Genomic DNA, 20,043 nt, shown 5'->3' with positions numbered 1-20,043 from the left:
TCACCGCGGTGACCTTCGCCGCGTCACCTACAGCTGGGCGAGCAGATGCTCGGCCGAGGACACCTTGAACTCGCCGCCCTGCTCGATGTTCAGTTGCTCGACCACACCGTCCCGGACCAGCATCGAATAGCGCTGCGACCGCTCGCCCATGCCGAAACCGCGGGCATCGAGCACCAGGCCCAGGGTGCGGGTGAAGTCGCCGCTGCCGTCGGCCAGCATGACCACGTCGGCCTCGGTCAGGCTCTGGCTCTCGGCCCAGGCCTTCATCACGAAGGCGTCGTTGACGGACAGGCAGGCGATGACGTCCACGCCCTTGTCGGCCAGAGCCGCCTTGTTGTCGACGAAGCCGGGCAGATGCCGGGCCGAGCAGGTCGGGGTGAAGGCCCCGGGGACGGCGAACAGCGCCACCGTCTTGCCCTTGAAGAACTCTTCCGTCTGGACCGGCCGCGGACCATCCGGTGTCGGCGTCATCAGGACAGCGTGAGGAAGGCGTTCACCGATCTGGATGGTCATGAGGAAATCTCCGAGACAGGACGGCGGCATGCGCCCGATGCCCGTCCTGTAGTCGGCGCAGGGCGTTGCGCCAAGCGAGATCATAGGTCCGCACCTTGCGCCGAGCCGGGTTGCACCCGATCATTCGCCCATGATCGATTTCCAGTCCCTCGCCGGCCGTCTGCTCGTGGCCATGCCCGGCATCGGCGACCCGCGATTCGAGCACGCGGTGATCCTCGTCTGCGCCCACGGCCCCGATCATGCCATGGGGTTGCGCATCGATCGTCCCGCGCCCGGCGTGACCCTGAACAGCGTCCTGGGCAAGCTCGACGTGCCCGCCCCGGCGCACACCGCAGAGACGCCCGTCCTGATCGGAGGTCCGGTCGAACGCGAACGCGGCTTCGTCCTGCACAGCGACGACTGGACCGTGCACGACAGCTCCGCCCCCGTCACCGAAGGCCTGGCCCTGACCGCCACGCGCGAGGCGCTGGCGGCCATGACCGACCGTCATGTCGGGCCCCGGCGCGCCGTCCTGGTTCTGGGCTATGCCGGCTGGGGGGACGGTCAGCTGGAAGAGGAACTGGCCGACAATGTCTGGTTGACCGCCGAGCCGGATCTGGACCTGCTGTTCGACACCGACTTCGAGACCAAATGGAGCCGCGCCCTGGCCGGGATCGGGGTCGATGCGGCCCGGCTGTCCAGCCAGAGCGGCCGGGCCTAGGCCGAGCGCGCCTTCAGCGGCGCGGCCCCGTCCGACAGGCTTTCGTTCAGATAGACCTCGGCCTCCTGGGCCGGCAGGGCGGGCGCATAGCCGAAGCCCTGGCCGTAATGGCACTGGGCGTCGAGCAGCAGCTTGGCCAGGGTCGCGTTCTCGACCCCCTCGGCCACCACCTCCAGCGACAGGTCGCGGCCGAGGTTGACCACCGATTTGACGATCTTGGCCGAGCCCTCGTCCTTGTTCATCGTCAGGACGAAATAGCGGTCGATCTTCAGCGTATCGAAAGGCAGCCGGGCCAGGTAGCTGAGCGACGAGAAGCCCGTGCCGAAATCGTCGAGGGCCAAAGAGGCCCCGACGTCCTTCAGCTTCTGCAGGATCACGGCGGCGGACGCCGTGTCGCGCATGATGTCGCCCTCGGTGACCTCGAGCTTCAGCGCCCCCTTGGGCAGGCCGGTTTCGCGGATGACCCGGGCCACGTCCTCGATCAGATTGGGGCGTTCGATCTCGCCGACGGACAGGTTCACACTGCAGAACAGTTTCCCGGCCATCGGATGGCGCTGCAGCCAGTCCGCCAGTTGGCGCGCCGACTGGGTCATCATCATCAGACCCAGTTCGTTCATCAGGCCCATCTCGTCGGCCAGTCCCAGGAACTCGTCCGGCGGCACCAGGCCCCGCTTGGGATGGCGCCAGCGCGCCAGGGCCTCGAACCCCGCCACCGCGCCGGTGTTGAGGTTCACGATGGGTTGGTAGAAGGGCTCGATCTCGCCCCGGACGAATGCGTTCCTGAGATCGGCTTCAAGCGCCAGCCGACTCAGGCTGTCGCTTTCCAGCGCCCGGCCATAGACGGCCACCCCGCTCCGACCCAGTTTCTTGGCCGACCCGACGGCCAGCTCGACCCGGCGCAGCAGTTCGGCCGCATCAGGGGCGTCTGGTCCACCCTCGCAGGTCACGGCGCCGATGGAGACGGTCGGGTAGATATCAAAGCCCGCCACGCGCAGCGGCTGTTCCAATGCCTCGCGCAGCCGGTCCGCGGCGTTGCCGAGGCCGCGCGGCACGATCGCGGCGAACTCGTCCTCGCCGATCCGCGCCGGCGAGGCCTCGTTGGCGAAGGCGGCCGACATCCGCGACCCCAGGGCGGAGATCACCATGTCGGTCCGATCGTGGCCCAGGGCCTCGTTCAGTCGACGCAGCCGATCGATGTCGGCGACGACCATGTCATATTCGCCCGGCGCGGTGAGGGTCTCGGTCACGCGCGCGAGGAAGGTCCGGCGGTCGAGCAGGCCGGTCAGCAGATCCTTGTCCGACCCCGCGATCTTGGTCTCCATCGCCACCATCCCGGCGGCGCGCAGACCATCCTCGAGCCACACGCCCCGCCAGAGACAGGTCTCAGCGCCCCGCATGCGCAGGCGAACGGCGACCTCGGTGCCCTCCTCGGCCGGTTTCAGGACCCGTTCGGCCAGAGACCGATCCTGCGGCAGGGCCAGGGCGATGAAGGCGGCGCCGGAACAGTCAGGGGCGAGCGGTCCCAGCCCCAGCGAGCGGGTCGCGCCGGTGAAGCGCATCGAGTCTTCGGCAGGGGTCCAGATCCACAGCGCCGAATCGGCAGCCGCCAGCGCTTCGATCGCGGTCGTCGCGTCCCAGGTCAGACTTCGGGATCGCGGGTTCAAAACGGTCACTGGTCCTTCAGGCGTGGGTTCGCACGAGGGGGTCGTCGCACACCAGGCCGAACAGCACATGATCTGCCCATGCGCCGTTAATTTTAAGATAAGCCCGCGCCTCGCCCTCCTTCACGAAGCCCGCTTTTTCAAGCACGCGGCGCGACGCCAGGTTGGTCGGCAGGCAGGACGCCTCCAGCCTGTGCAACCGGGCGGACTGGAAGGCGAAGCGCGTCATGGCCCTGACCGCCGCCGTTCCGACGCCTCGCCCCGCGAAGGGCTGTCCGATCCAGTAGCCGAGCGTCCCCGTTTCGGCGACGCCGCGTCGGACGTTCGACAGGGTGATCGCCCCCTGAAGCGTCCGGCCCGGTGGATCGAAGACGAAGAACGGCCAGGCGTGGCCCAGCTCCATTTCCCGGGCATAGACGCCCAGCCGACGGCGAAAGGCCGCCCGGGTCAGGTCGTCGTCGGGCCAGGACGGCTCCCACGGCTGCAGATAGTCGCGGGACGCTTCGCGCAGCTCCGACCAGGCGGGATAGTCGCTGGCGCGTGGCGGGCGCAGCAGCACCCCCTGGCCCTCGACCACGGGACCGGTCGCATCCGTCATCCAGTCCAGCAGGGCCATGGGGACAGACTAACGCGGTCGCCGCTCAGTTGACCAGTCGTTCCGCGAAGGCGCGACCGGCCGGGGCCGCCGCCTTGGGACCCAGCACGGCTGTCGCCGCCCGTCCCGACGCCAGGACCCGCTGTCCGACGGCGCGCAGATCGCCGGCCGTGACGGCCTGCAGCCGCGCCACGGTGTCGTCCGATGCGACGGGTCGACCGAACATCAGGGTCTGGGCGGCGTTGCGGCCGGCGCGGCTGGCCGGGCTTTCGTCCGAGATCCACACGCCGCCGCGGAGCACCGCCTTGGCCCGCGAGAGCTCGGCGTCCGTGGGGCCCCTGTCGGTCAGATCCCGCAGCTCGTCGGCGCAGACCTGAGCCAGCTCCAGCGAGCGGTCGGCCGCCGCCCCGGCATAGATGCCCAGCACGCCGGTGTCGTCATAGGGCTCGTGATAGGCGTCGATGGCATAGGCCAGACCGCGATCCTCGCGGGCGCTCTGGAACAGGCGCGACGCCATGCCCCCGCCCAGAATCTCGCTGAACAGCCGCATGGCCGGCATGGCCGGATCGTGGACCGGGATGGAGGGCAGCTGGAACACCAGGTTGGCCTGCTCGATCTTGCGGCTCAGCGTGGCCGCCCCGCCCGTGAAGGTCGCGGGCTCCGCCGCATCGGCCGGCATGGCCACGGCGTCGCCGAACCAGCGCTCGGCCAGGGCCAGGAGTTCGGTCTCGTCCACCGCGCCCGAGACGGCCACCACCATCCGGTCGGGCGAATACAGCCGGGCGCGCCAGGCCTCAATCGCGGCCCGGTCGACCGGCTTCAGGCTCTCGACCGACCCCAGGATCGGACGTCCCATCGCCTGGCCGGCGAAGGCCATGGTCTGGGCCATCTCGAACACATGGTCGTCGGGGGTGTCGAAGGCCTCGGCGATCTCCTGGGCGACCACGTCCTTCTCGCGCTCGATCTCGGCGGCGTCCAGCCTGGGCCGGAACACCAGGTCCGACAGCACCTGCATGGCCAGCGCCAGGGACCCGTCGAGGGCGCGGACCTCGTAGCTCGTGCGCTCGTAGCCGGTCGCAGCATTGATCGAGCCGCCCTCGGCCTCGATCCGCTCGACGATGTCGCGGGCCCCCATGTCCGCCGCGCCCTTGAACACCAGATGCTCCAGCAGGTGGGACCAGCCAGACCGGCTCTCGCTTTCCCACCGCGTTCCGCCCCGCACCGCGACGGTCAGGGCCAGGGTGCGCAGGCCGGGCATGGGATCGCAGACGATGCGGACGCCGTTGGAGAGGGTATGGATCGTGGCGGTCAGGGTTGGAGCTTTCGATTGCGACGACGCAGGACGGCCACATAGAAACCGATCAGGGCCAGCGCCAGGCCGAACCAGGTGATCGCATAGCCGAGGTGGTTGTTGGAAAAGGCCGCCGGGGGGGCCGAGGCGACCAGAGCCGGAAGCTCCGGATTGGCCGAAGTCAACGCGAAGAGCGTGAACTCGGCCGGGTCGGCCGCGCCCAGGGCGGTCGCAATCGCCGCATTGTCCCGACCGAAGAACCGCCCTTGCGACGGCGCTGGCACCATCGCCCCGAGGGGCGGGGTCCGCCGCAACTCGACGGCCAGCGCCAGGGGGAGAGTCGAGGAGACGACGCGCGGCCGCGCCGTCACGGCGTCCGGCAGGAAGCCCCGGTCCACCAGATAGGTCCGGGTCTGCCCCTCGGGCACACAGGCCGAGATCAGCCGCCGTCCGGGGTCGCCGTCATGGATGGACTGGAGCTCGACGAAAGCAGCCGTCGGCAGACCCCGACACACGACCACGGCCTTGCGGAACTCCGGGTCAGAGGCCTGGAGCACCTCCGAAAGGGGTGCCGGCGGCAGGGCGGCCGCGGTCTCGGCCTGATCGATCAGGCCCTCCTTCCACTGCAGTCGCTGAACCTGCCAGACGCCGAATCCGCACAGGACGCAGACGCACAGCGCGATGAAGACGGTCAGCAGGAGCGGGAAGCGGCCCCGGGCCGCGGGGGCGTCAGTCATCGCGGCTGGCCTGCCCGGCCTTGTTGCGCATCTGCAGGGCGATCATCACGCCCTTGCCCGGTCGCATCAGTCCCAGCGACAGGACCAGAACCAGCGGCAGGAAGATGATCAGGTGCACCCACATGGGCGGCGAATAGGCGATCTCGGTGAACAGGGCCGTGAACACGACCAGCCCCCCGGCGATCTGCATGACGAAGATCGCGGCCCCGTCGCCGGTGTTCAATCGCGTGAAATCGAACCCGCACACGGCGCAGGTGTCCACGACCTTGAGGAACCCCGCGAACAGCCGGCCCTTGCCGCAATGAGGGCAGCGGCAAAGCAAACCGGCGCGGATCGCATGGATACGCGCCGGCTGGGTCGCTTCGGGTTCGAGCGGAGCGCCGGTCAATGCGTCCTTAGCCGAACGTCACATAGACGAAGGCGAAGAGGAACAGCCAGACCACGTCTACGAAATGCCAGTACCAGGCCGCCGCCTCGAAGCCGAAATGCTTCTGGGGGGTCAGCTGACCGGCCAGCAGGCGGCCCAGGCAGACCACGAGGAAGATGGTGCCCAGCAGGACGTGGAAGCCGTGGAAGCCCGTCGCCATGAAGAAGATCGAACCATACAGGCCCGAGTTGATGGCTTCCTCGTTGAAGAACAGATTCTCATGCAGGATGTGCTGGTATTCGATGACCTGGACGGTCGTGAAGATGGCGCCGAGGATCACGGTGATGATCAGCCCCAGCCGCGCGCCCTGACGGTCGCCGACCTGCAGCGCATGGTGGGCCCAGGTGACCGTCGTGCCGCTGAGCAGCAGGATGACGGTGTTCAGCAGGGGCAGCTGCCAGGCGTCCAGCACCTCGACGCCCTTGGGCGGCCAGGTCGACCAGGCGGCGGCGGTGTCGGCCCAGTTGCCGATCTCGGGAATGTGGGCGCGCGCCTCGTTGAACACGGCCATCTCGAAGAACATCCAGAAGAAGGCCGCGAAGAACATGACCTCCGACGCGATGAACAGCGTCATGCCGTAGCGCAGACCGATCGAGACGACCGGGGTGTGGTCGCCGCGGCGGCTTTCCTTGATCACGTCCGACCACCAGCCGAAGGCGGCATAGAGCACGCCCGCGAGACCGGCGAAGAACAGCCAGCTGGTGCCTTCCGGCAGGCCGAAGACGCCCGCCATCCAGGCTACCGCGCCGACCATCATGACGACGGTCGCCATGGAAGAGATCAGCGGCCAGGGGCTGGGATCGACCAGATGGTAGTCGTGCTTGGGAGAAGCGTGGTCCATGCGTCTTACGGTCTCTGAAATCGTCAGATGGGGCGGTTGGCAGCGGCTATAGCGTCGCCGATCAGCCCGCGCCAGTGGTGGCGGGCGTTTCGTCGTCGGATACGGGATAGAAGGTGTAGCTGAGCGTGATCTCCTGAACGCCTCTGGTCTCGGCGTCGGAGGCCATCTCGGGGGCCACGAAATACTGGACCGGGAATTTGCGGGTCTCGCCGGCGGCGATCGTCTGGTCGTCGAAACAGAAGCACTGCAGCTTCTGGAAATACTGGCCGGTCCGCTCCGGCACGACATTGTAGCCCGCGCGCGCCTGGATCGGCTGGTCCGAGGTGTTGGTGACGTCGAAATAGGCCAGGCCCGTCTCGCCGATCCGGACCTTCTGCGTCACCTGCTCGGCGCGGAAGGTCATCGGCAGGTTGCGGACATTGGTGTCGAAGCGAACGGTCACCAGTTGGTCCAGCATCTCGGTCGGGGCGGCGTCCGCGCGACGGACGGTGCCGTCGAAACCCGTCACCTGGCAGAACAGCTGATAGAGCGGCACCGCGGCGAAGGCCGCGCCGGTCATGGTCAAGACCCCTGCCGCGCAGGCCAGGGCGATGGCGTTCTTGGAACTCAGCTTCGGCTTCATCAGCGCGAGCGCTCCGCGATCGCCTGCTGCTGGGCCTCCCGATCCGCCAGGTTGCGCTGCATCCGCAGGAAGGTGGTGGAGAAGATCAGCAGGATGAAGGCCACCAGTCCGAGCGCGATCCAGAGGCTGCGCTTGTTGCGGGCGGCGAGTTGTTCAGGCGTCAGATAGACAGGCATGGATCAGATCCCGGGAAGGCCGAAGCTCTCGACCAGAAGGGCCGCGAACAGGGCCATCAGATAAAGGATCGAGAAGGCGAAAAGATTGCGCGCCGGTTTGGCCTCTGCGCGCACGTCATACAATGCGGCCTCTCGCCCCACGGCCTCGGCCTTGTCCGGAGCGTCCCCGGCGCGCGAACGCCAGATCCGCAGCGCCAGCACCAGGAACATCAGGCCGCCGCCGATGGAAACGGCCAGGTAGACGGGCCCGCCCAGACCCGTGAAGCCCGGCGCGATGGCCACGGGCACCAGCACCAGGCTGTAGAGCAGGATCTGCAGCCGGGTCGATTTGGCCCCGCGCGCCACCGGCATCATCGGGATGCCCGCCTTGGCGTAGTCGCCGGTGGAATACAGGGCCAGGGCCCAGCTGTGGGGCGGGGTCCACAGGAAGATGATGGCGAACAGCAGCCAGGCCTGCCACGGCGCGTCCCCCGTCGCGGCCGCCCAGCCGATCACCGGTGGAAAGGCCCCGGCCGCGCCGCCGATGACGATGTTCTGGGGTGTCCGCCGTTTCAGCATCAGGGTGTAGAAGACGGCGTAGTAGACGATAGTCGCCAGCAGCAGACCGGCCGCGAACCAGTTGGTGTTCATGCCCAGCAGCATGACGGAGAAGACCGACAGCACGACGCCGAAGGCCATGGCGTCGTTCTTCTTCAACCGTCCGGCCGCCACGGGACGGCCACGCGTGCGGCGCATCAGGGCGTCGGTCTCGCCTTCCAGCGCCATGTTGAAGGCCCCCGCCGCGCCGGCCCCGATGGCGATGCACAGCACGGCGATGGCGCCGACGAAGGGATTGATCGCGCCCGGGGCCACGACGAGCCCGGTCAGGGCCGTGAACACCACCAGCGACATCACGCGCGGCTTCAGCAGCTGGAAATAGTCCTCCGGCTGGGTGGTCGAGACGGTCGGCGTGTCGGTTGCAGGGGTCTGGGTCATTTGAAATGTCAGAGGGCCGCCTCCCGGTCGGGAGACGGCCCTCGTCCTTGGCATGAACGGAACGGGTCTAGTGGACGTCGGCCTTGACCACCGGCAGCTCGTTGAACTGGTGGTGCGGCGGCGGGGAGGACAGGGTCCACTCCAGCGTCGTGGCGCCCTCGCCCCAGGGGTTGGCGACGCCGGCGCGGCGACGGATCGCGGCCTCGGCCAGCATGATCAGGAAGACCAGCACGCCCACGGCCGTGATCGCATAGCCCCACGACGACACCAGGTTCCAGAAGGCGAAGGCGTCGGGATAGTCGACGTAGCGGCGCGGCATGCCCTGCAGGCCCAGGAAGTGCTGCGGGAAGAAGACGATGTTCACGCCCACGAACATGATCCAGAAATGGGTCGCGCCGAGGTACTCGTTGTACTTCACGCCGAACATCTTCTCGAACCAGTAGTAGAAGCCGGCGAAGATCGCGAACACGGCCCCCAGCGACAGCACGTAGTGGAAGTGGGCCACGACGTAGTAGGTGTCGTGCAGGCTGTAGTCGATGCCGGCGTTGGACAGGACCACGCCGGTCACGCCGCCGACGGTGAACAGGAAGATGAAGCCGATGGCCCAGAGCATGGGGGTCTTGAAGCTGACCGAACCGCCCCACATCGTGGCGATCCAGCTGAAGATCTTCACCCCCGTCGGCACCGCGATGATCATGGTCGCGGCGATGAAATAGGCCCGCAGGTTCACGCTCATGCCGACCGTGTACATGTGGTGGGCCCACACGATGAAGCCGACGAAGCCGATGGCCACCATGGCGTAGGCCATGGCCAGGTACCCGAACACGGGCTTCTTGGAGAAGGTCGAGACGATGTGGCTGATGATGCCGAAGCCCGGCAGGATCAGGATGTAGACCTCGGGGTGGCCGAAGAACCAGAACAGGTGCTGGAACATGACGGGGTCGCCGCCGCCGGCCGGATCGAAGAAGCTGGTGCCGAAGTTGCGGTCCGTCAGCAGCATGGTGATGGCGCCGGCCAGAACCGGCAGCGACAGCAGCAGCAGGAAGGCGGTGACCAGCACCGACCAGGCGAACAGCGGCATGCGGTGCAGGGTCATGCCCGGCGCGCGCATGTTGAAGATGGTGGTGATGAAGTTGATGGCGCCCAGGATCGAGGAGGCCCCGGCGACGTGCAGCGAGAAGATCGCCAGGTCCATGGCCGGTCCGGTGTGACCGCTGGTCGACAGCGGCGGATAGATGGTCCAGCCGCCGCCGAAGCCGCGCCCCGGTCCCCCGTCGACGAACAGCGACAGGCACAGCAGGATCCAGGCGGCCACCAGCAGCCAGAACGAGATGTTGTTCATGCGCGGGAAGGCCATGTCGGGCGCGCCGATCATGATCGGCACGAACCAGTTGCCGAAGCCGCCGATCATGGCGGGCATGACCATGAAGAAGATCATGATCAGGGCGTGGGCCGTGACCACGACGTTGTAGCCGTGCTTGGACTGTTCGACGAGACCCATCAGGGCGACGCCCGAGCCCTCGGTGAAGATTTGGATGCCCGGCTCGGCCAGTTCCCAGCGGATCAGGCCGGACAGGGCCCCGCCCACGATGCCCGCCATGATGGCGAACAGAAGGTACAGGGTGCCGATGTCCTTGTGGTTGGTGGACAGGAACCAGCGGGTGAAGAAGCCCGGCTTATGGTCATGTTCGGCGTGCGCGTCGTGCCCGGGCGTATGAGCGATATCGTCGGCGGTGATGTCGGTGGCCATGTGTGTCTCGGGCTCGCGTTACTGGGCGGCCGGTGCGGCGGCGGCGGGCGCCGGCGTCGCGGGAGCGGTCGTAGGGGCGGCGGGATCGGGAGCCTCGGTCGCTGCGGGAACGGCAGAACCGGCGGCGGCGGGGGCCTCGCCCGTGGCGGGCGCGGCAGGAACGGCGGCGGCGGCAGTCGCTGCAGCGGCGGTCGCGGCCGCATCGGCTGCAGCGGTCATCGAGCCGCCCTTGGAGGCGACCCAGGCCGCGAACTCGGCTTCGGAGACCACGTTGATCTGGATCGGCATGAAGGCGTGATCGACGCCGCACAGCTCAGAGCACTGTCCGTAGAAGATCCCGGTGCGCTCGGCGCGGAACCAGGTCTCGTTGACCCGGCCCGGGATGGCGTCGGTCTTCAGGCCGAAGGCCGGCAGGGCGAAGGAGTGGATCACATCCGCGGCCGTCACCAGAACGCGCACGGTCTTGCCGACCGGCACGACGATCGGCTCGTCGACCGCCAGACGGAACGGCACGCCGCGTTGCCCGGCCTCGTCTTCCGGCAGCATGTTGGAGATGTATTCCGACACGCCCTGATCCGGGTATTCGTAGGCCCAGTTCCACTGGTTGCCGGTGGCCTTGATCGTTAGGTCGACCGGCGGCGTGTCGTGGTAGGCGAACAGCAGGCGGAACGAGAACAGCGAGATACCGACCAGGATCATGACCGGCAGGACCGTCCAGACGATCTCGACCACCGTGTTGTGGCTCCACTTGGCGGGAACCGGGTTCGACTTTTCGTTGTAGCGGAAGACGATCCACGCCAGCAGGCCCAGGACCAGCACGCAGATGCCGACGATGACCGGCATCAGGATGACATTGTGAAACCAGATCGCCTCATGCTTGAGCGGCGAGGCGGCCGGCTGCAGATCGATGCCACCCGGCGTCGGCTGACCCATGAGGTCCTGCGCCCACGTGGGGGTGGCTAACAAGACGGCGAGCGAAGCGGCGCCCAGAAGGCCACCGGTCTTGCTCATGGCTCGCGTGCCTGAATTCGGGACCCTTTGGCCCATGCGAAACATCCTCATTACATCAGCGATCAGGCCACGACATTACGTCGCCCCGCCCGGCCTCTGGGGAGGGGCCCGGCGATTTCAAGCGCGGTCCATATCGGCTCGCTTCGGCCTTGCCAAGCGATACGGCCGCGTTCCGTCGCCGCATGCGGCGAATGTCACACCCGACCCGACCATTAAATCGCTGTCATGTTAGGACAGCTACCTTGCAGCGCACGATACCTTGCGATAGCCTTCAGAAATCAAAGGAGGTGGTCGGACATGCCCGAAACCATAGAGATACAGTTGAAGAAGGGGGTGCTGGGCCTGTGTGTTCTGGCGCTTCTGGCGCGTGCCGACAGCTACGCCTACGAGATCGCAAGCCGCCTGTCGGACGCGATCGACATGGGCGAGGGCACGATCTACCCGCTCATGCGCCGGATGCAGAGCGACGGCCTGGTCGAGACCTATCTGGTCGAATCGTCCTCGGGCCCGTCGCGCAAATACTATCGGCTGAGCCCGGCGGGCCGGGCCGCCCTGGCCGCCCAGTCGGCCGAATGGACCCATTTCACCCGCGCCGTCGACGCGATCGTCGCCAACGATCCCGTCGTCCCCGCCCCTGCCACCGCCCAACCGGGAGAGCCCGCATGACGCGCGCCGAATTCCTTGCCCGCCTGAAGAAGGGTCTGGTCGGCCTGCCGACCTCGACCGCCGCGGACATTCTCAACGACTACGAGACGCACTTCACCGACGGTGCCGCCGCCGGGCGGACCGAGGCCGAGGTGGCCGCCGCGCTCGGCGATCCCGACCGCCTGGCCCGCGAACTCCGGGCCGAGGCCGGGGCCCAGCGCTGGCACCAGGAAAAGAACCCCTCCGCCGCCGCCGCCGCCGTCTTCGCGGTGCTCGGCCTGGGGGCGATCGACATCCTGATCCTGCTGCCGATCCTGATGGGTGTGGTCGGCACCCTGTTCGGGTTCGGCATCGCCGCCATCGCCCTGTTCGTCTCGGGTGGGGCCATCATGGTGGCGGGACCGTTCGCCGGCTTTCCGGGCGGAGCGTTCGCCGCCATCCTGGCCGGTCTCGGACTGATGGCCGCGGCGGCCTCGGCCGGGGCCCTGGTGGCGATCCTGACCATCTGGCTGGTCAACGGCATCATCTGGTTCGCCCGCCTGCACTACCGCCTGCTGAAGCCCGCCCTCGAGCCTCAAACCATCACCCCTGCCGTGGGAGACCCCGCATGATCCGCACCCTGTTCATCATCGCCGCCGCAGGCCTGGTCCTGGCGACGGCCTCCCTCAGCGGCGCCTTCGCCCTCGGCGGCCGGGATCTGGCCCGCCACGGCTGGGCCTGGACCTTCAAGGACGAGGACGGCGACACGGTTCGCTTCCAGCGGGCCGACGACCAGCGCAGCGCGGACGTGACGCGCCAGATCGCCTGGACCGGTGGAGACACCCTGACCGTCGATCTGTCCGCCGATGTCGATTATGTCCAGGGCGACACCCCGGGCGTGACGGTCACCGGCCCGGCCGACCTCGTGGAAAAGGTGCGGCTCATCGACGGCCGCCTGACCTGGGCCGCCGAAGACGCGGACGGCCCGAACCACGAGACGGTCGTCTACGGGCGCAATAAGAATGGCCGAGGCATGTGGGCCCAGTCCGAAGCGGTTCGCATCGTCGTCACCGCGCCCGGCGTCCACACCTTCAACCTGCAGGGCTCGGCCGACCTGACGCTGAAGGACTACGACCAGGAGACCCTGACGGTGGACATCTCCGGTTCGGGCGAGGTCTGGGCAAACGGCACGGCGCGAGCGCTGGAGCTCGACATCTCGGGCTCGGGTGACGCGGACTTGTCGGCGCTGGCGACGACCGACGCCAATGTCGCCATCGCCGGCTCGGGGGACGCCCGCGTCGCTCCGTCCGGCCGGGCCGACATCGCCATCTCCGGCTCGGGCGACGTCGACGTGACGACGCGGCCCGCCACCGTGAACCAGAACGTCTCGGGCTCCGGTGAGGTAAGCCTGGGGTAGGGCAACGGTTTCTCCCTCCCCGCTCGGGGAGGGAGAAGACATTCGCCTTCGGCCTCCCTATCTTTCCGTCATGACCGTCCATATCCCCCCGCCGCCCCTGCTCGAGACCTCGGGCGTCGAGCCTTCCGAAGCCCTTTCGATCCTGCAGTCCGCCCTGCGCGGGGCCGACGACGGCGAGCTGTTCCTGGAACGCTCTGAGTCCGAATCGCTGGTCTTCGACGACGGTCGGCTCAAATCCGCCGCCTATGACGCCAGCGAGGGCTTCGGCCTGAGGGTCGTGGCGGGCGAAACCGCCGGCTATGCCCACGCCAACGAAATCAGCACCGCCGCCCTGCGTCGCGCCGCCGACAGCGCCTCCCTGGCCAAGTCCGGCCACGCCGGCGTCACCGCCGAGGGCCCCCGCGCGACCAATCAGAAGCTGTACGACGCCGTCGACCCGCTCGCCTCACCCGCCTTTTCCGACAAGATCGCCCTGCTGCAGGAGATCGACGCCTGGGCCCGCGCGCGGGATCCGCGGGTGGTCCAGGTCTCGGCCTCGATCGTGGGCGAGCGTCGGGCGATCGAGATCCTGCGCGCCGACGGCCTGACGGTGCGAGACGTGCGCCCCCTGGTGCGGCTGAACGTCTCCGTCACCGTCGAGAAGGACGGGCGGCGCGAGACCATGTCCAGCGGAGCCGGCGGCCGGGCCGGGTTCGAGACCTGGATCGCGCCCGAGCGCTGGCAGGCCCAGGTGGACGAAGCCCTGCGCGGAGCCCTGGTCAATCTCGAGGCCGTCGACTGCCCGGCCGGGGAGATGGACGTGGTGCTGGCGGCCGGTTGGCCTGGCGTCCTGCTGCACGAGGCCATCGGCCACGGCTTCGAAGGCGACTTCCACCGTAAGGGCTCCTCGGTGTTTTCCGGCATGATGGGCCAGCGCGTCGCCGCGCCCGGCGTCACCGTCGTCGATGACGGCTCCATCGCCGGCCGTCGGGGATCGCTGAGCGTCGACGACGAGGGCACGCCGACCTCGCGGACCGTCCTGATCGAGGACGGCATCATGGTGGGGCTGATGAACGACCGGCTGTCCGCGCGTCAGCTGGGCCAGCGCGCCACCGGCAACGGCCGTCGCCAGTCGTTCGCCCACATGCCGATGCCGCGGATGACCAACACCTTCATGGAGGGCGGCAAGGACAACCGCGCCGACATGATCGCCTCGACCAGGCGAGGACTCTATGCCGCGAACTTCGGCGGCGGCCAGGTCGACATCACCAACGGCAAGTTCGTGTTTCAGTGCACCGAGGCCTATCTGATCGAGGACGGCCGGATCACGGCACCGGTGCGCGGCGCCACCTTGATCGGCGACGGGGCCACGGCCCTGACCAACGTCTCGATGATCGGCGACGACTTCGCCTTCGATCCCGGCGTCGGCGTCTGCGGCAAGTCGGGCCAGGGCGTTCCTGTCGGGATCGGACAGCCGTCACTGAAGATCGGCGGCTTGACCGTCGGCGGCACGGCCGTCTGAGCCGCGCCGACCTCAGCGCTACGCCCCACGCCACCTTGTTCTCTTAACGTTCTACCACCGGATGGCCGTCCGGACCCCCCGCGACGGCTCTCAGGGGGTTTGATGATGCAAGGTTGGGAGGAACGGTTCGCTCAGGCGCTCGAGGCGCGGGCGGTCCATAAGTCATATGCGCTGGCGGTCGAGCTGGGCGTCGACGAAAGCGCCATAAGTCGGTGGCGGCGAGGGCGATCCATTTCGCTCGACAACGCCGTGAATCTCAGCCGGGCTCTGGACGTGTCCCTGGACTGGCTCCTGACCGGGCGCGGACATATCGACGGCCACCGGGACGACGACACACCCGTGTCTCGAGGGATCCGAGAGCTTCTGTCCGAACTTCCAGAACATGTGGCCCTCGAAGCGATCGCCGCCCTGCTCGGCCTCGTGAGGCTGATTCAGGCTGGCAAGACGAGATACTGAAGCGTGAGCCGCATCAAACAACTAATGATCTTGCGTCCGGCGCAACATGAAAATCTACCTTAGGTAGATTTTCATGAGATCATTATCTCGTGAGTTGCATTCCGCCATTCATGCCCGGCCCGGCCGGGGCCATCTCCATCAGGAGAGAAGCCATGCCCACGCCCGAACCCACGCCCACGCCTTATGTGATCGAGATCTCCCTTCCCTCCGACACCGTGACAGCGCTGAAGGGCGAAAAGTTCGCCCTTCATGGTTTCAAGGCCGTCAAGAGCAGGATCGGCGGAGCGGCGCCCCTCGTTTGGTTCTCTGACCCGAGTTTCCTGACCACCACCAAGGTGGCGTGGACCGAGCAGTACCAGGCCTATATCTCCGACACCAAGATCATCTCGGACGGTACCATCGTGGCCAGCGCGGCCGCTGACATCACGCTCGGGCAGACGGCGAATGTCGACGTGGACGGAAACCTGGAGACGGTCAGCGAGGGAACGGCATCCGCTATCTCGATCTTGAACGAAAGCAGCACGCAATACACGGCGGGCATCTCTCAGAAGGTCGCTGGATCGGCCAATCCGATGTGCGCGATCCCGTTGCACGGCAACATGCTGGACGTCGTGGTGCCGATCGAGAAGGTTCTCCTGACCTTCGCCTCCAGAACCGTGAACACCGGCACGGTGATCTACAAGGCCTACGCCCCGAGCCTGCTCATCGACCTGACTGAAAAGAGCACGCGCAAGGTCAATTTCGACATCAACGAGGGCTGGAGCTGGGACGACGGCACCTGGGCCACGCCGATCAAGGCGCAGGCCGACCTGGTGCCCCTTCTGATCCACAGCTGACCTCCGTCCGGCTCGCTGGCACGCCCGCCACCGGGCGGCCGCATCTTTCCTCTATCAAGGATTATCCCGATGCCTCAGACCGTCATCCTGAAGGGCCAGGCACACACGTTCGCCGCCCATACCATCCCCGGCAACGTCGATGTGATCACCACACACCCCGCCACCGGCAATGTCAGGTACACGCTGGCCAACGCGCCTGAAGTCGTCGTGCCCATGGACGACAACAAGGTCCACACCTTCACGGTGCGGGTGGTCGACAATACGCTGACCATCACGAACCAAACGACGTCTGGCCTGTCCTGCACCTACTGAGTCCGTTGGGGCGAGGGCTTTCCTCGCCCCGACGGATCGTCTGCGAGGCTCTCGTGACCCGACACCTGACCGTGACGCTTTCCAGTCCCACGGTGCCCGCGTTGCACCGCGAGAACATGGCGCTGTACCTGTTCGCCGCCGTTCGACAGGGCCCATTTGCGTCCAGTGCGCTAGGGACAGCCGGCGGCACCTCCCTGGCGTGGATGAGACGAACCAACCTGTTGCAGACGACAACCATCGCGTTCGGGGACGACCTCAGCGTCTATCTGTCCCCGACGGCAATAGAACCGAACGCCGTCGTCGGGGTCGGGGCGCGGGTCGAGGTCGCGCTCGGTCAAACGGCCCGTTTGAACGACACCCGGCTGCTGACCGCATTCGCTTCAGGCCTTCCGGGCGTCGCCGCCCTGATCAATGATGGCGAGGAAGCCTGGACCTGGGGCCTCTGTCGGACCCTTGCCGGCGAGATGGCCCCGATCTGTGCCTTTCCCCTGCACGGTCACGGCATGGGCATGCTCGCCCCCACGGACCGGATCGTGGCGGTTTTCGCCACCGATTCGACGCCCCTTGGGTCCGTCGTGGAGACCGCCTTCGGACCCGGTCTCTTGATCGACTTCTCCGGAGCCAAGGCCCGGGCGGTGAGTTTCGACATCGACCGCGGCTGGGCGGCCGAAGGCGCCGCCTGGGCCCGGCGGATCCCGGCCGGTTCGGCGCTGGGGCCGTTGCTGATCGCCAGATAGGCCGAGCCGTCGGCTCACCGTCGCGGACAACCGTCACGCTCGCCGTTCGATGCAACGGCATCGGGCCTTGGGCCGCGGGAACCCCTGCACCGCTCCCGGGTTTCCGCGTCACCTGAGGAGCGTCCCCGATGAAGACCATGCCGCCAGCGCGATCGCCTGCAAGACGGGCGTCGGTAGTCGTGTGCACCGCCCTTGTCGCGGCCTTATCGCTTGGCGTCGCGGCCTGGAGCGTCGCGCCTCGCGAGTCAAACGCGTCCGGTCCAGGTCCGCGGTTGTCGATCGCCGTCGTGCCGCCCCGCGAGCCGGTCCTCGTCGAGGGAGGCGTTTTGGAGGTGGGCACGCTAAGCGACGAGTTTGACCGCGCGGTCCTGGAGCGGCAGCTCGAGATGACGGACACGCCCTATGCGCCGCAGGAGGCCTATACGGGGTCGGACTGGTCGCCACCGCCGTCAGCTGCGGAACCGCAGACGCACGCGATGCCATCCGCACCGACCGAAGATTCCGTCATCACGAGCACAGACCCCCTGGCCGACGGATCGCGCCTGTTCGGCTTCGACAGAGGCGCGATCGTCGCGCCACCGGCGGTCGAGCGGTCCGCGAGCACGGATGCAATCCCACAGCGGATGAGCGCTTCCCAGGACTTCTTCCAGTGAGGGCCAGCTCAGAAAATTCAATCGTTACAGTCGCGTAATACTGTCCGCGAGTTAATCCACCTGTCTCCCTTGTAACTGGCGATCGGGTCTTCGGCTCGGCACACCTGCCCTCGCAAACGAGGGGAATTCCAGGCGATGACCAAGACCATCCTGATGGCCACGACGGCTGTGCTTTTCGGCGCGATGCCCGTGCTGGCCCAGACGGCCCCGGCCCCCTCCGCCCAGACGGCGGAACCCGCCGCGGCGGCCAGCCAGCAGGGCGTCCTGGTCTTCACGCCGGACTTCTTCACCGATTACCGACCCAATACGGCGCTGGACATGGTCAACCGGGTGCCCGGCTTTTCGGCCGAGGACGGCGATGGCTCGCGCGGCTTCGAGGGCGCGGTCGGCAACATCCTGGTCAACGGCGCGCGGCCCGCGTCCAAGAACGACTCCGGCACCTCGGTCCTGGGCCGGACGCTGGCCGCCCAGGTCGAGCGGATCGAGCTGGTCCGGGGCGGGGCGCCGGGCATCGACATGCAGGGCTATTCGGTGGTGGTGAACGTGATCACCAAGAGCCAGTCGAGCCGCCAGTCGGTGCTGACCGCGACCGGCTTCCTGTTCGAGGGCGGCATCGACGTCTACAACGGCTCCTACCAGTTCACCGCCAAGGACGGCGATCGCACCTTCGGCGTCACCCTGTCCGACGGGGTCAGCACCAGCGATTCCAACGGACCGGGCCGCGTGCTGCGGCGCGACGCCAACGGCGTGGTCCTGCGCGACGAGGCCTATGACAGCGATCAGCAGGGGGGTGGCCAGGCCATCCGGGTCAACTACGCCAACGCCTTCCTGGGCGGCAAGATCGACCTGACGGCCCGCCTCGGCCAGAACGACTATCGCAACTTCAGCCTGCAGACGGCCCCCGGCATCCGTCGCGACAACGGCTACAGCGAGGAGGGCACCAGCGGCGAGATCGGGGCGGTGTTCACCCGTCCGCTGCGGACCGGCCTGAGCAGCGAGACCCGGTTCATCCGCGAGTGGAACGACTTCGACAGCGCGTCGGTGTCGTCCAGCGAGATCGCGGGCATGGTCAATCCCGAACAGCGGTTCACCTCTGTCGGCAACGCCTCCGAGACCATCCTGCGCTCGCTGCTGCGCTGGGAACGGTCGCCGTCAATGACCATCGAGGGCGGGGCCGAGGTCGCCTACAACATGCTGGAGACCGATCAGGCCTTCACCGTCGGCGGGACGAACGTGCCCCTGCCCTCGGCCTCGGTCCTGGTCGAGGAGACGCGGGGCGAGGCTTTCAGCAAGGCGACCTGGCGCATCCGGCCGGACCTGACCCTGGAAGGCGGGCTGCGCCTCGAGGCCTCGACCATCACCCAGTCGGGGGACGCGGACCAAGAGCGATCCTTCTATTTCGCCAAGCCCCGGTTCCAGGCCACCTGGACCCCGATGGCCAACAACCAGGTGCGGTTCCGGCTGGAGCGCGAGGTCGGGCAGCTGGACTTCGACGACTTCGCGGCCTCGGCCGAGCTGGAGGAGGACAACGTCTTCGGCGGCAACGTCGATCTGGAGCCGGAACAGCGCTGGGTCACCGAACTGGTCTATGAGCGGCGCTTCCTGGGCGACGGAATCGTGTCCCTGGGCTATCGCCATGACGAGATCACCGGGGTGATCGATCAGCTGCCCCTGCCCGGCGATCTGTCGGCGGTCGGCAACATCGGCGACGGCACCCTGGACCAGCTGACGGTCAACATCAGCATCCCGCTGGACCGGACCGGTTTTTCCGGCGGGCAGTTCACCTTCAAGAACGACTGGAACAGCACCGAGGTCACCGATCCGACCACCGGCCAGACCCGGCCCATCTCGGGGATCCGCGAGTCCCAGCCCAACTTCACCATCAGCCAGGACATCGCCAGCTGGAAGCTGAACTGGGCGGTGACCTATCTGTCCACCCTGGCCGAGTATTCCTACGACCCGGACCAGACCTCGGGCTTCTACGGTGCGGACTACATCGAGGCCTTCGTCGAGTACAAGCCGACGGCCTCCACCTCGATCCGGGCCCAGGTCAACCTGTGGGACGACTTCAACGTCGAGCGGACGGTCTATGCCAGCCGTGACGCCGGCCGGCCGATCGCCTTCACCGAGACCCGCGACATCGATCCGCGCACCTTCTGGCAAATCCGCCTGCAGAAGACGTTCTGAGCCGGAAGGGCGCGGACCGCA

Annotated in this window: 23 protein-coding genes; 11 read left to right on the top strand and 12 right to left on the bottom strand. The window is 67.5% G+C overall.

All coding sequences use genetic code 11. The annotated features are described in order from the left end of the window. Positions 1 to 27: 27 nt before the first annotated feature. Positions 28 to 513: a peroxiredoxin gene (locus tag BZG35_RS04160; protein ID WP_077357810.1), complete on the bottom strand. Its 486-nt coding sequence runs from the start codon at positions 511 to 513 to the stop codon at positions 28 to 30. Between the two features lie 130 nt (positions 514 to 643). Here BZG35_RS04160 and BZG35_RS04155 point away from each other — a divergent pair, with 130 nt between their 5' ends. Then, positions 644 to 1,213 carry a YqgE/AlgH family protein gene (locus BZG35_RS04155; protein ID WP_077354500.1) on the top strand — a complete coding sequence of 190 codons (570 nt, stop codon included), beginning with the start codon at positions 644 to 646 and terminating at the stop codon, positions 1,211 to 1,213. On the opposite strand, the gene BZG35_RS04150 is transcribed toward BZG35_RS04155, so the two are convergent. The 11 genes from BZG35_RS04150 to coxB form a co-directional block, all read right to left on the bottom strand. Further along, positions 1,210 to 2,877 (bottom strand): bifunctional diguanylate cyclase/phosphodiesterase, encoded by a 1,668-nt coding sequence (locus BZG35_RS04150; RefSeq protein ID WP_077354499.1) that lies wholly within the window; start codon positions 2,875 to 2,877, stop codon positions 1,210 to 1,212. The genes BZG35_RS04155 and BZG35_RS04150 overlap by 4 nt on opposite strands. A gap of 16 nt (positions 2,878 to 2,893) precedes the next feature. Next, the gene (locus BZG35_RS04145) at positions 2,894 to 3,490 is read right to left on the bottom strand and encodes a GNAT family N-acetyltransferase (protein WP_077354498.1); all 597 of its coding nucleotides are present in this window, start codon (positions 3,488 to 3,490) and stop codon (positions 2,894 to 2,896) included. A 25-nt stretch (positions 3,491 to 3,515) separates the two neighbouring features. Continuing rightward, entirely contained in the window at positions 3,516 to 4,727 is a 1,212-nt protein-coding gene (locus BZG35_RS04140; protein ID WP_150125927.1) for a pitrilysin family protein, read from the bottom strand. A 50-nt stretch (positions 4,728 to 4,777) separates the two neighbouring features. Continuing rightward, on the bottom strand, positions 4,778 to 5,497 hold the full coding sequence (locus BZG35_RS04135; RefSeq protein WP_077354496.1) for an SURF1 family protein: 720 nt from the start codon (positions 5,495 to 5,497) through the stop codon (positions 4,778 to 4,780). Continuing rightward, on the bottom strand, positions 5,490 to 5,885 hold the full coding sequence (locus BZG35_RS04130; RefSeq protein ID WP_077354495.1) for a DUF983 domain-containing protein: 396 nt from the start codon (positions 5,883 to 5,885) through the stop codon (positions 5,490 to 5,492). The genes BZG35_RS04135 and BZG35_RS04130 overlap by 8 nt, the downstream gene beginning before the upstream one ends. Positions 5,886 to 5,892: 7 nt before the next feature. Next, positions 5,893 to 6,765, bottom strand: coding sequence for a cytochrome c oxidase subunit 3 (locus tag BZG35_RS04125; protein WP_077354494.1), 873 nt, complete (start codon positions 6,763 to 6,765; stop codon positions 5,893 to 5,895). 61 nt (positions 6,766 to 6,826) lie between these two features. Further along, positions 6,827 to 7,387 carry a cytochrome c oxidase assembly protein gene (locus tag BZG35_RS04120; protein WP_077354493.1) on the bottom strand — a complete coding sequence of 187 codons (561 nt, stop codon included), beginning with the start codon at positions 7,385 to 7,387 and terminating at the stop codon, positions 6,827 to 6,829. Then, complete coding sequence (locus BZG35_RS17850; RefSeq protein WP_171981875.1) at positions 7,387 to 7,563, bottom strand: hypothetical protein; 177 nt, start codon at positions 7,561 to 7,563, stop codon at positions 7,387 to 7,389. The genes BZG35_RS04120 and BZG35_RS17850 overlap by 1 nt, the downstream gene beginning before the upstream one ends. A gap of 3 nt (positions 7,564 to 7,566) precedes the next feature. Further along, positions 7,567 to 8,538 (bottom strand): heme o synthase, encoded by a 972-nt coding sequence (cyoE, locus tag BZG35_RS04115; protein ID WP_077354492.1) that lies wholly within the window; start codon positions 8,536 to 8,538, stop codon positions 7,567 to 7,569. Between the two features lie 67 nt (positions 8,539 to 8,605). Next, the gene (gene ctaD, locus BZG35_RS04110; RefSeq protein WP_077354491.1) at positions 8,606 to 10,288 is read right to left on the bottom strand and encodes a cytochrome c oxidase subunit I; all 1,683 of its coding nucleotides are present in this window, start codon (positions 10,286 to 10,288) and stop codon (positions 8,606 to 8,608) included. Positions 10,289 to 10,306: 18 nt separating this feature from the next. Further along, positions 10,307 to 11,299, bottom strand: a complete 993-nt coding sequence (coxB, locus tag BZG35_RS04105; RefSeq protein ID WP_216351880.1) for a cytochrome c oxidase subunit II — start codon at positions 11,297 to 11,299, stop codon at positions 10,307 to 10,309. A 297-nt stretch (positions 11,300 to 11,596) separates the two neighbouring features. Between coxB and BZG35_RS04100 the strand changes: the two genes are divergently transcribed. The 10 genes from BZG35_RS04100 to BZG35_RS04055 all read left to right on the top strand — a co-directional run bounded on the left by BZG35_RS04100 (position 11,597) and on the right by BZG35_RS04055 (position 20,022). Further along, on the top strand, positions 11,597 to 11,965 hold the full coding sequence (locus tag BZG35_RS04100; protein ID WP_077354489.1) for a PadR family transcriptional regulator: 369 nt from the start codon (positions 11,597 to 11,599) through the stop codon (positions 11,963 to 11,965). Beyond that, the gene (locus BZG35_RS04095) at positions 11,962 to 12,555 is read left to right on the top strand and encodes a DUF1700 domain-containing protein (RefSeq protein ID WP_077354488.1); all 594 of its coding nucleotides are present in this window, start codon (positions 11,962 to 11,964) and stop codon (positions 12,553 to 12,555) included. The genes BZG35_RS04100 and BZG35_RS04095 overlap by 4 nt, the downstream gene beginning before the upstream one ends. Then, entirely contained in the window at positions 12,552 to 13,340 is a 789-nt protein-coding gene (locus BZG35_RS04090) for a GIN domain-containing protein (protein WP_077354487.1), read from the top strand. The genes BZG35_RS04095 and BZG35_RS04090 overlap by 4 nt, the downstream gene beginning before the upstream one ends. A 70-nt stretch (positions 13,341 to 13,410) precedes the next feature. Then, positions 13,411 to 14,841, top strand: coding sequence for a metalloprotease TldD (gene tldD, locus BZG35_RS04085; RefSeq protein WP_077354486.1), 1,431 nt, complete (start codon positions 13,411 to 13,413; stop codon positions 14,839 to 14,841). Positions 14,842 to 14,943: 102 nt separating this feature from the next. Further along, complete coding sequence (locus tag BZG35_RS04080; protein ID WP_077354485.1) at positions 14,944 to 15,297, top strand: helix-turn-helix domain-containing protein; 354 nt, start codon at positions 14,944 to 14,946, stop codon at positions 15,295 to 15,297. A 152-nt stretch (positions 15,298 to 15,449) separates the two neighbouring features. After that, entirely contained in the window at positions 15,450 to 16,133 is a 684-nt protein-coding gene (locus BZG35_RS04075) for a hypothetical protein (RefSeq protein ID WP_077354484.1), read from the top strand. A 69-nt stretch (positions 16,134 to 16,202) separates the two neighbouring features. Then, a complete protein-coding gene (locus BZG35_RS04070) occupies positions 16,203 to 16,445 on the top strand; it encodes a hypothetical protein (protein WP_077354483.1) in 243 nt (80 codons plus the stop codon). Positions 16,446 to 16,498: 53 nt separating this feature from the next. After that, entirely contained in the window at positions 16,499 to 17,182 is a 684-nt protein-coding gene (locus BZG35_RS04065) for a DUF370 domain-containing protein (RefSeq protein ID WP_150125926.1), read from the top strand. Between the two features lie 272 nt (positions 17,183 to 17,454). Next, on the top strand, positions 17,455 to 17,835 hold the full coding sequence (locus BZG35_RS04060; RefSeq protein WP_077354481.1) for a hypothetical protein: 381 nt from the start codon (positions 17,455 to 17,457) through the stop codon (positions 17,833 to 17,835). Between the two features lie 135 nt (positions 17,836 to 17,970). Continuing rightward, positions 17,971 to 20,022: a TonB-dependent siderophore receptor gene (locus BZG35_RS04055; RefSeq protein WP_077354480.1), complete on the top strand. Its 2,052-nt coding sequence runs from the start codon at positions 17,971 to 17,973 to the stop codon at positions 20,020 to 20,022. Positions 20,023 to 20,043: the final 21 nt, after the last annotated feature.

Source organism: Brevundimonas sp. LM2 (assembly GCF_002002865.1).
Taxonomy (GTDB): domain Bacteria; phylum Pseudomonadota; class Alphaproteobacteria; order Caulobacterales; family Caulobacteraceae; genus Brevundimonas.
The sequence above is the reverse complement of the archived record's forward strand: the minus strand, read 5'-3'. Positions and strand labels throughout refer to the sequence as shown.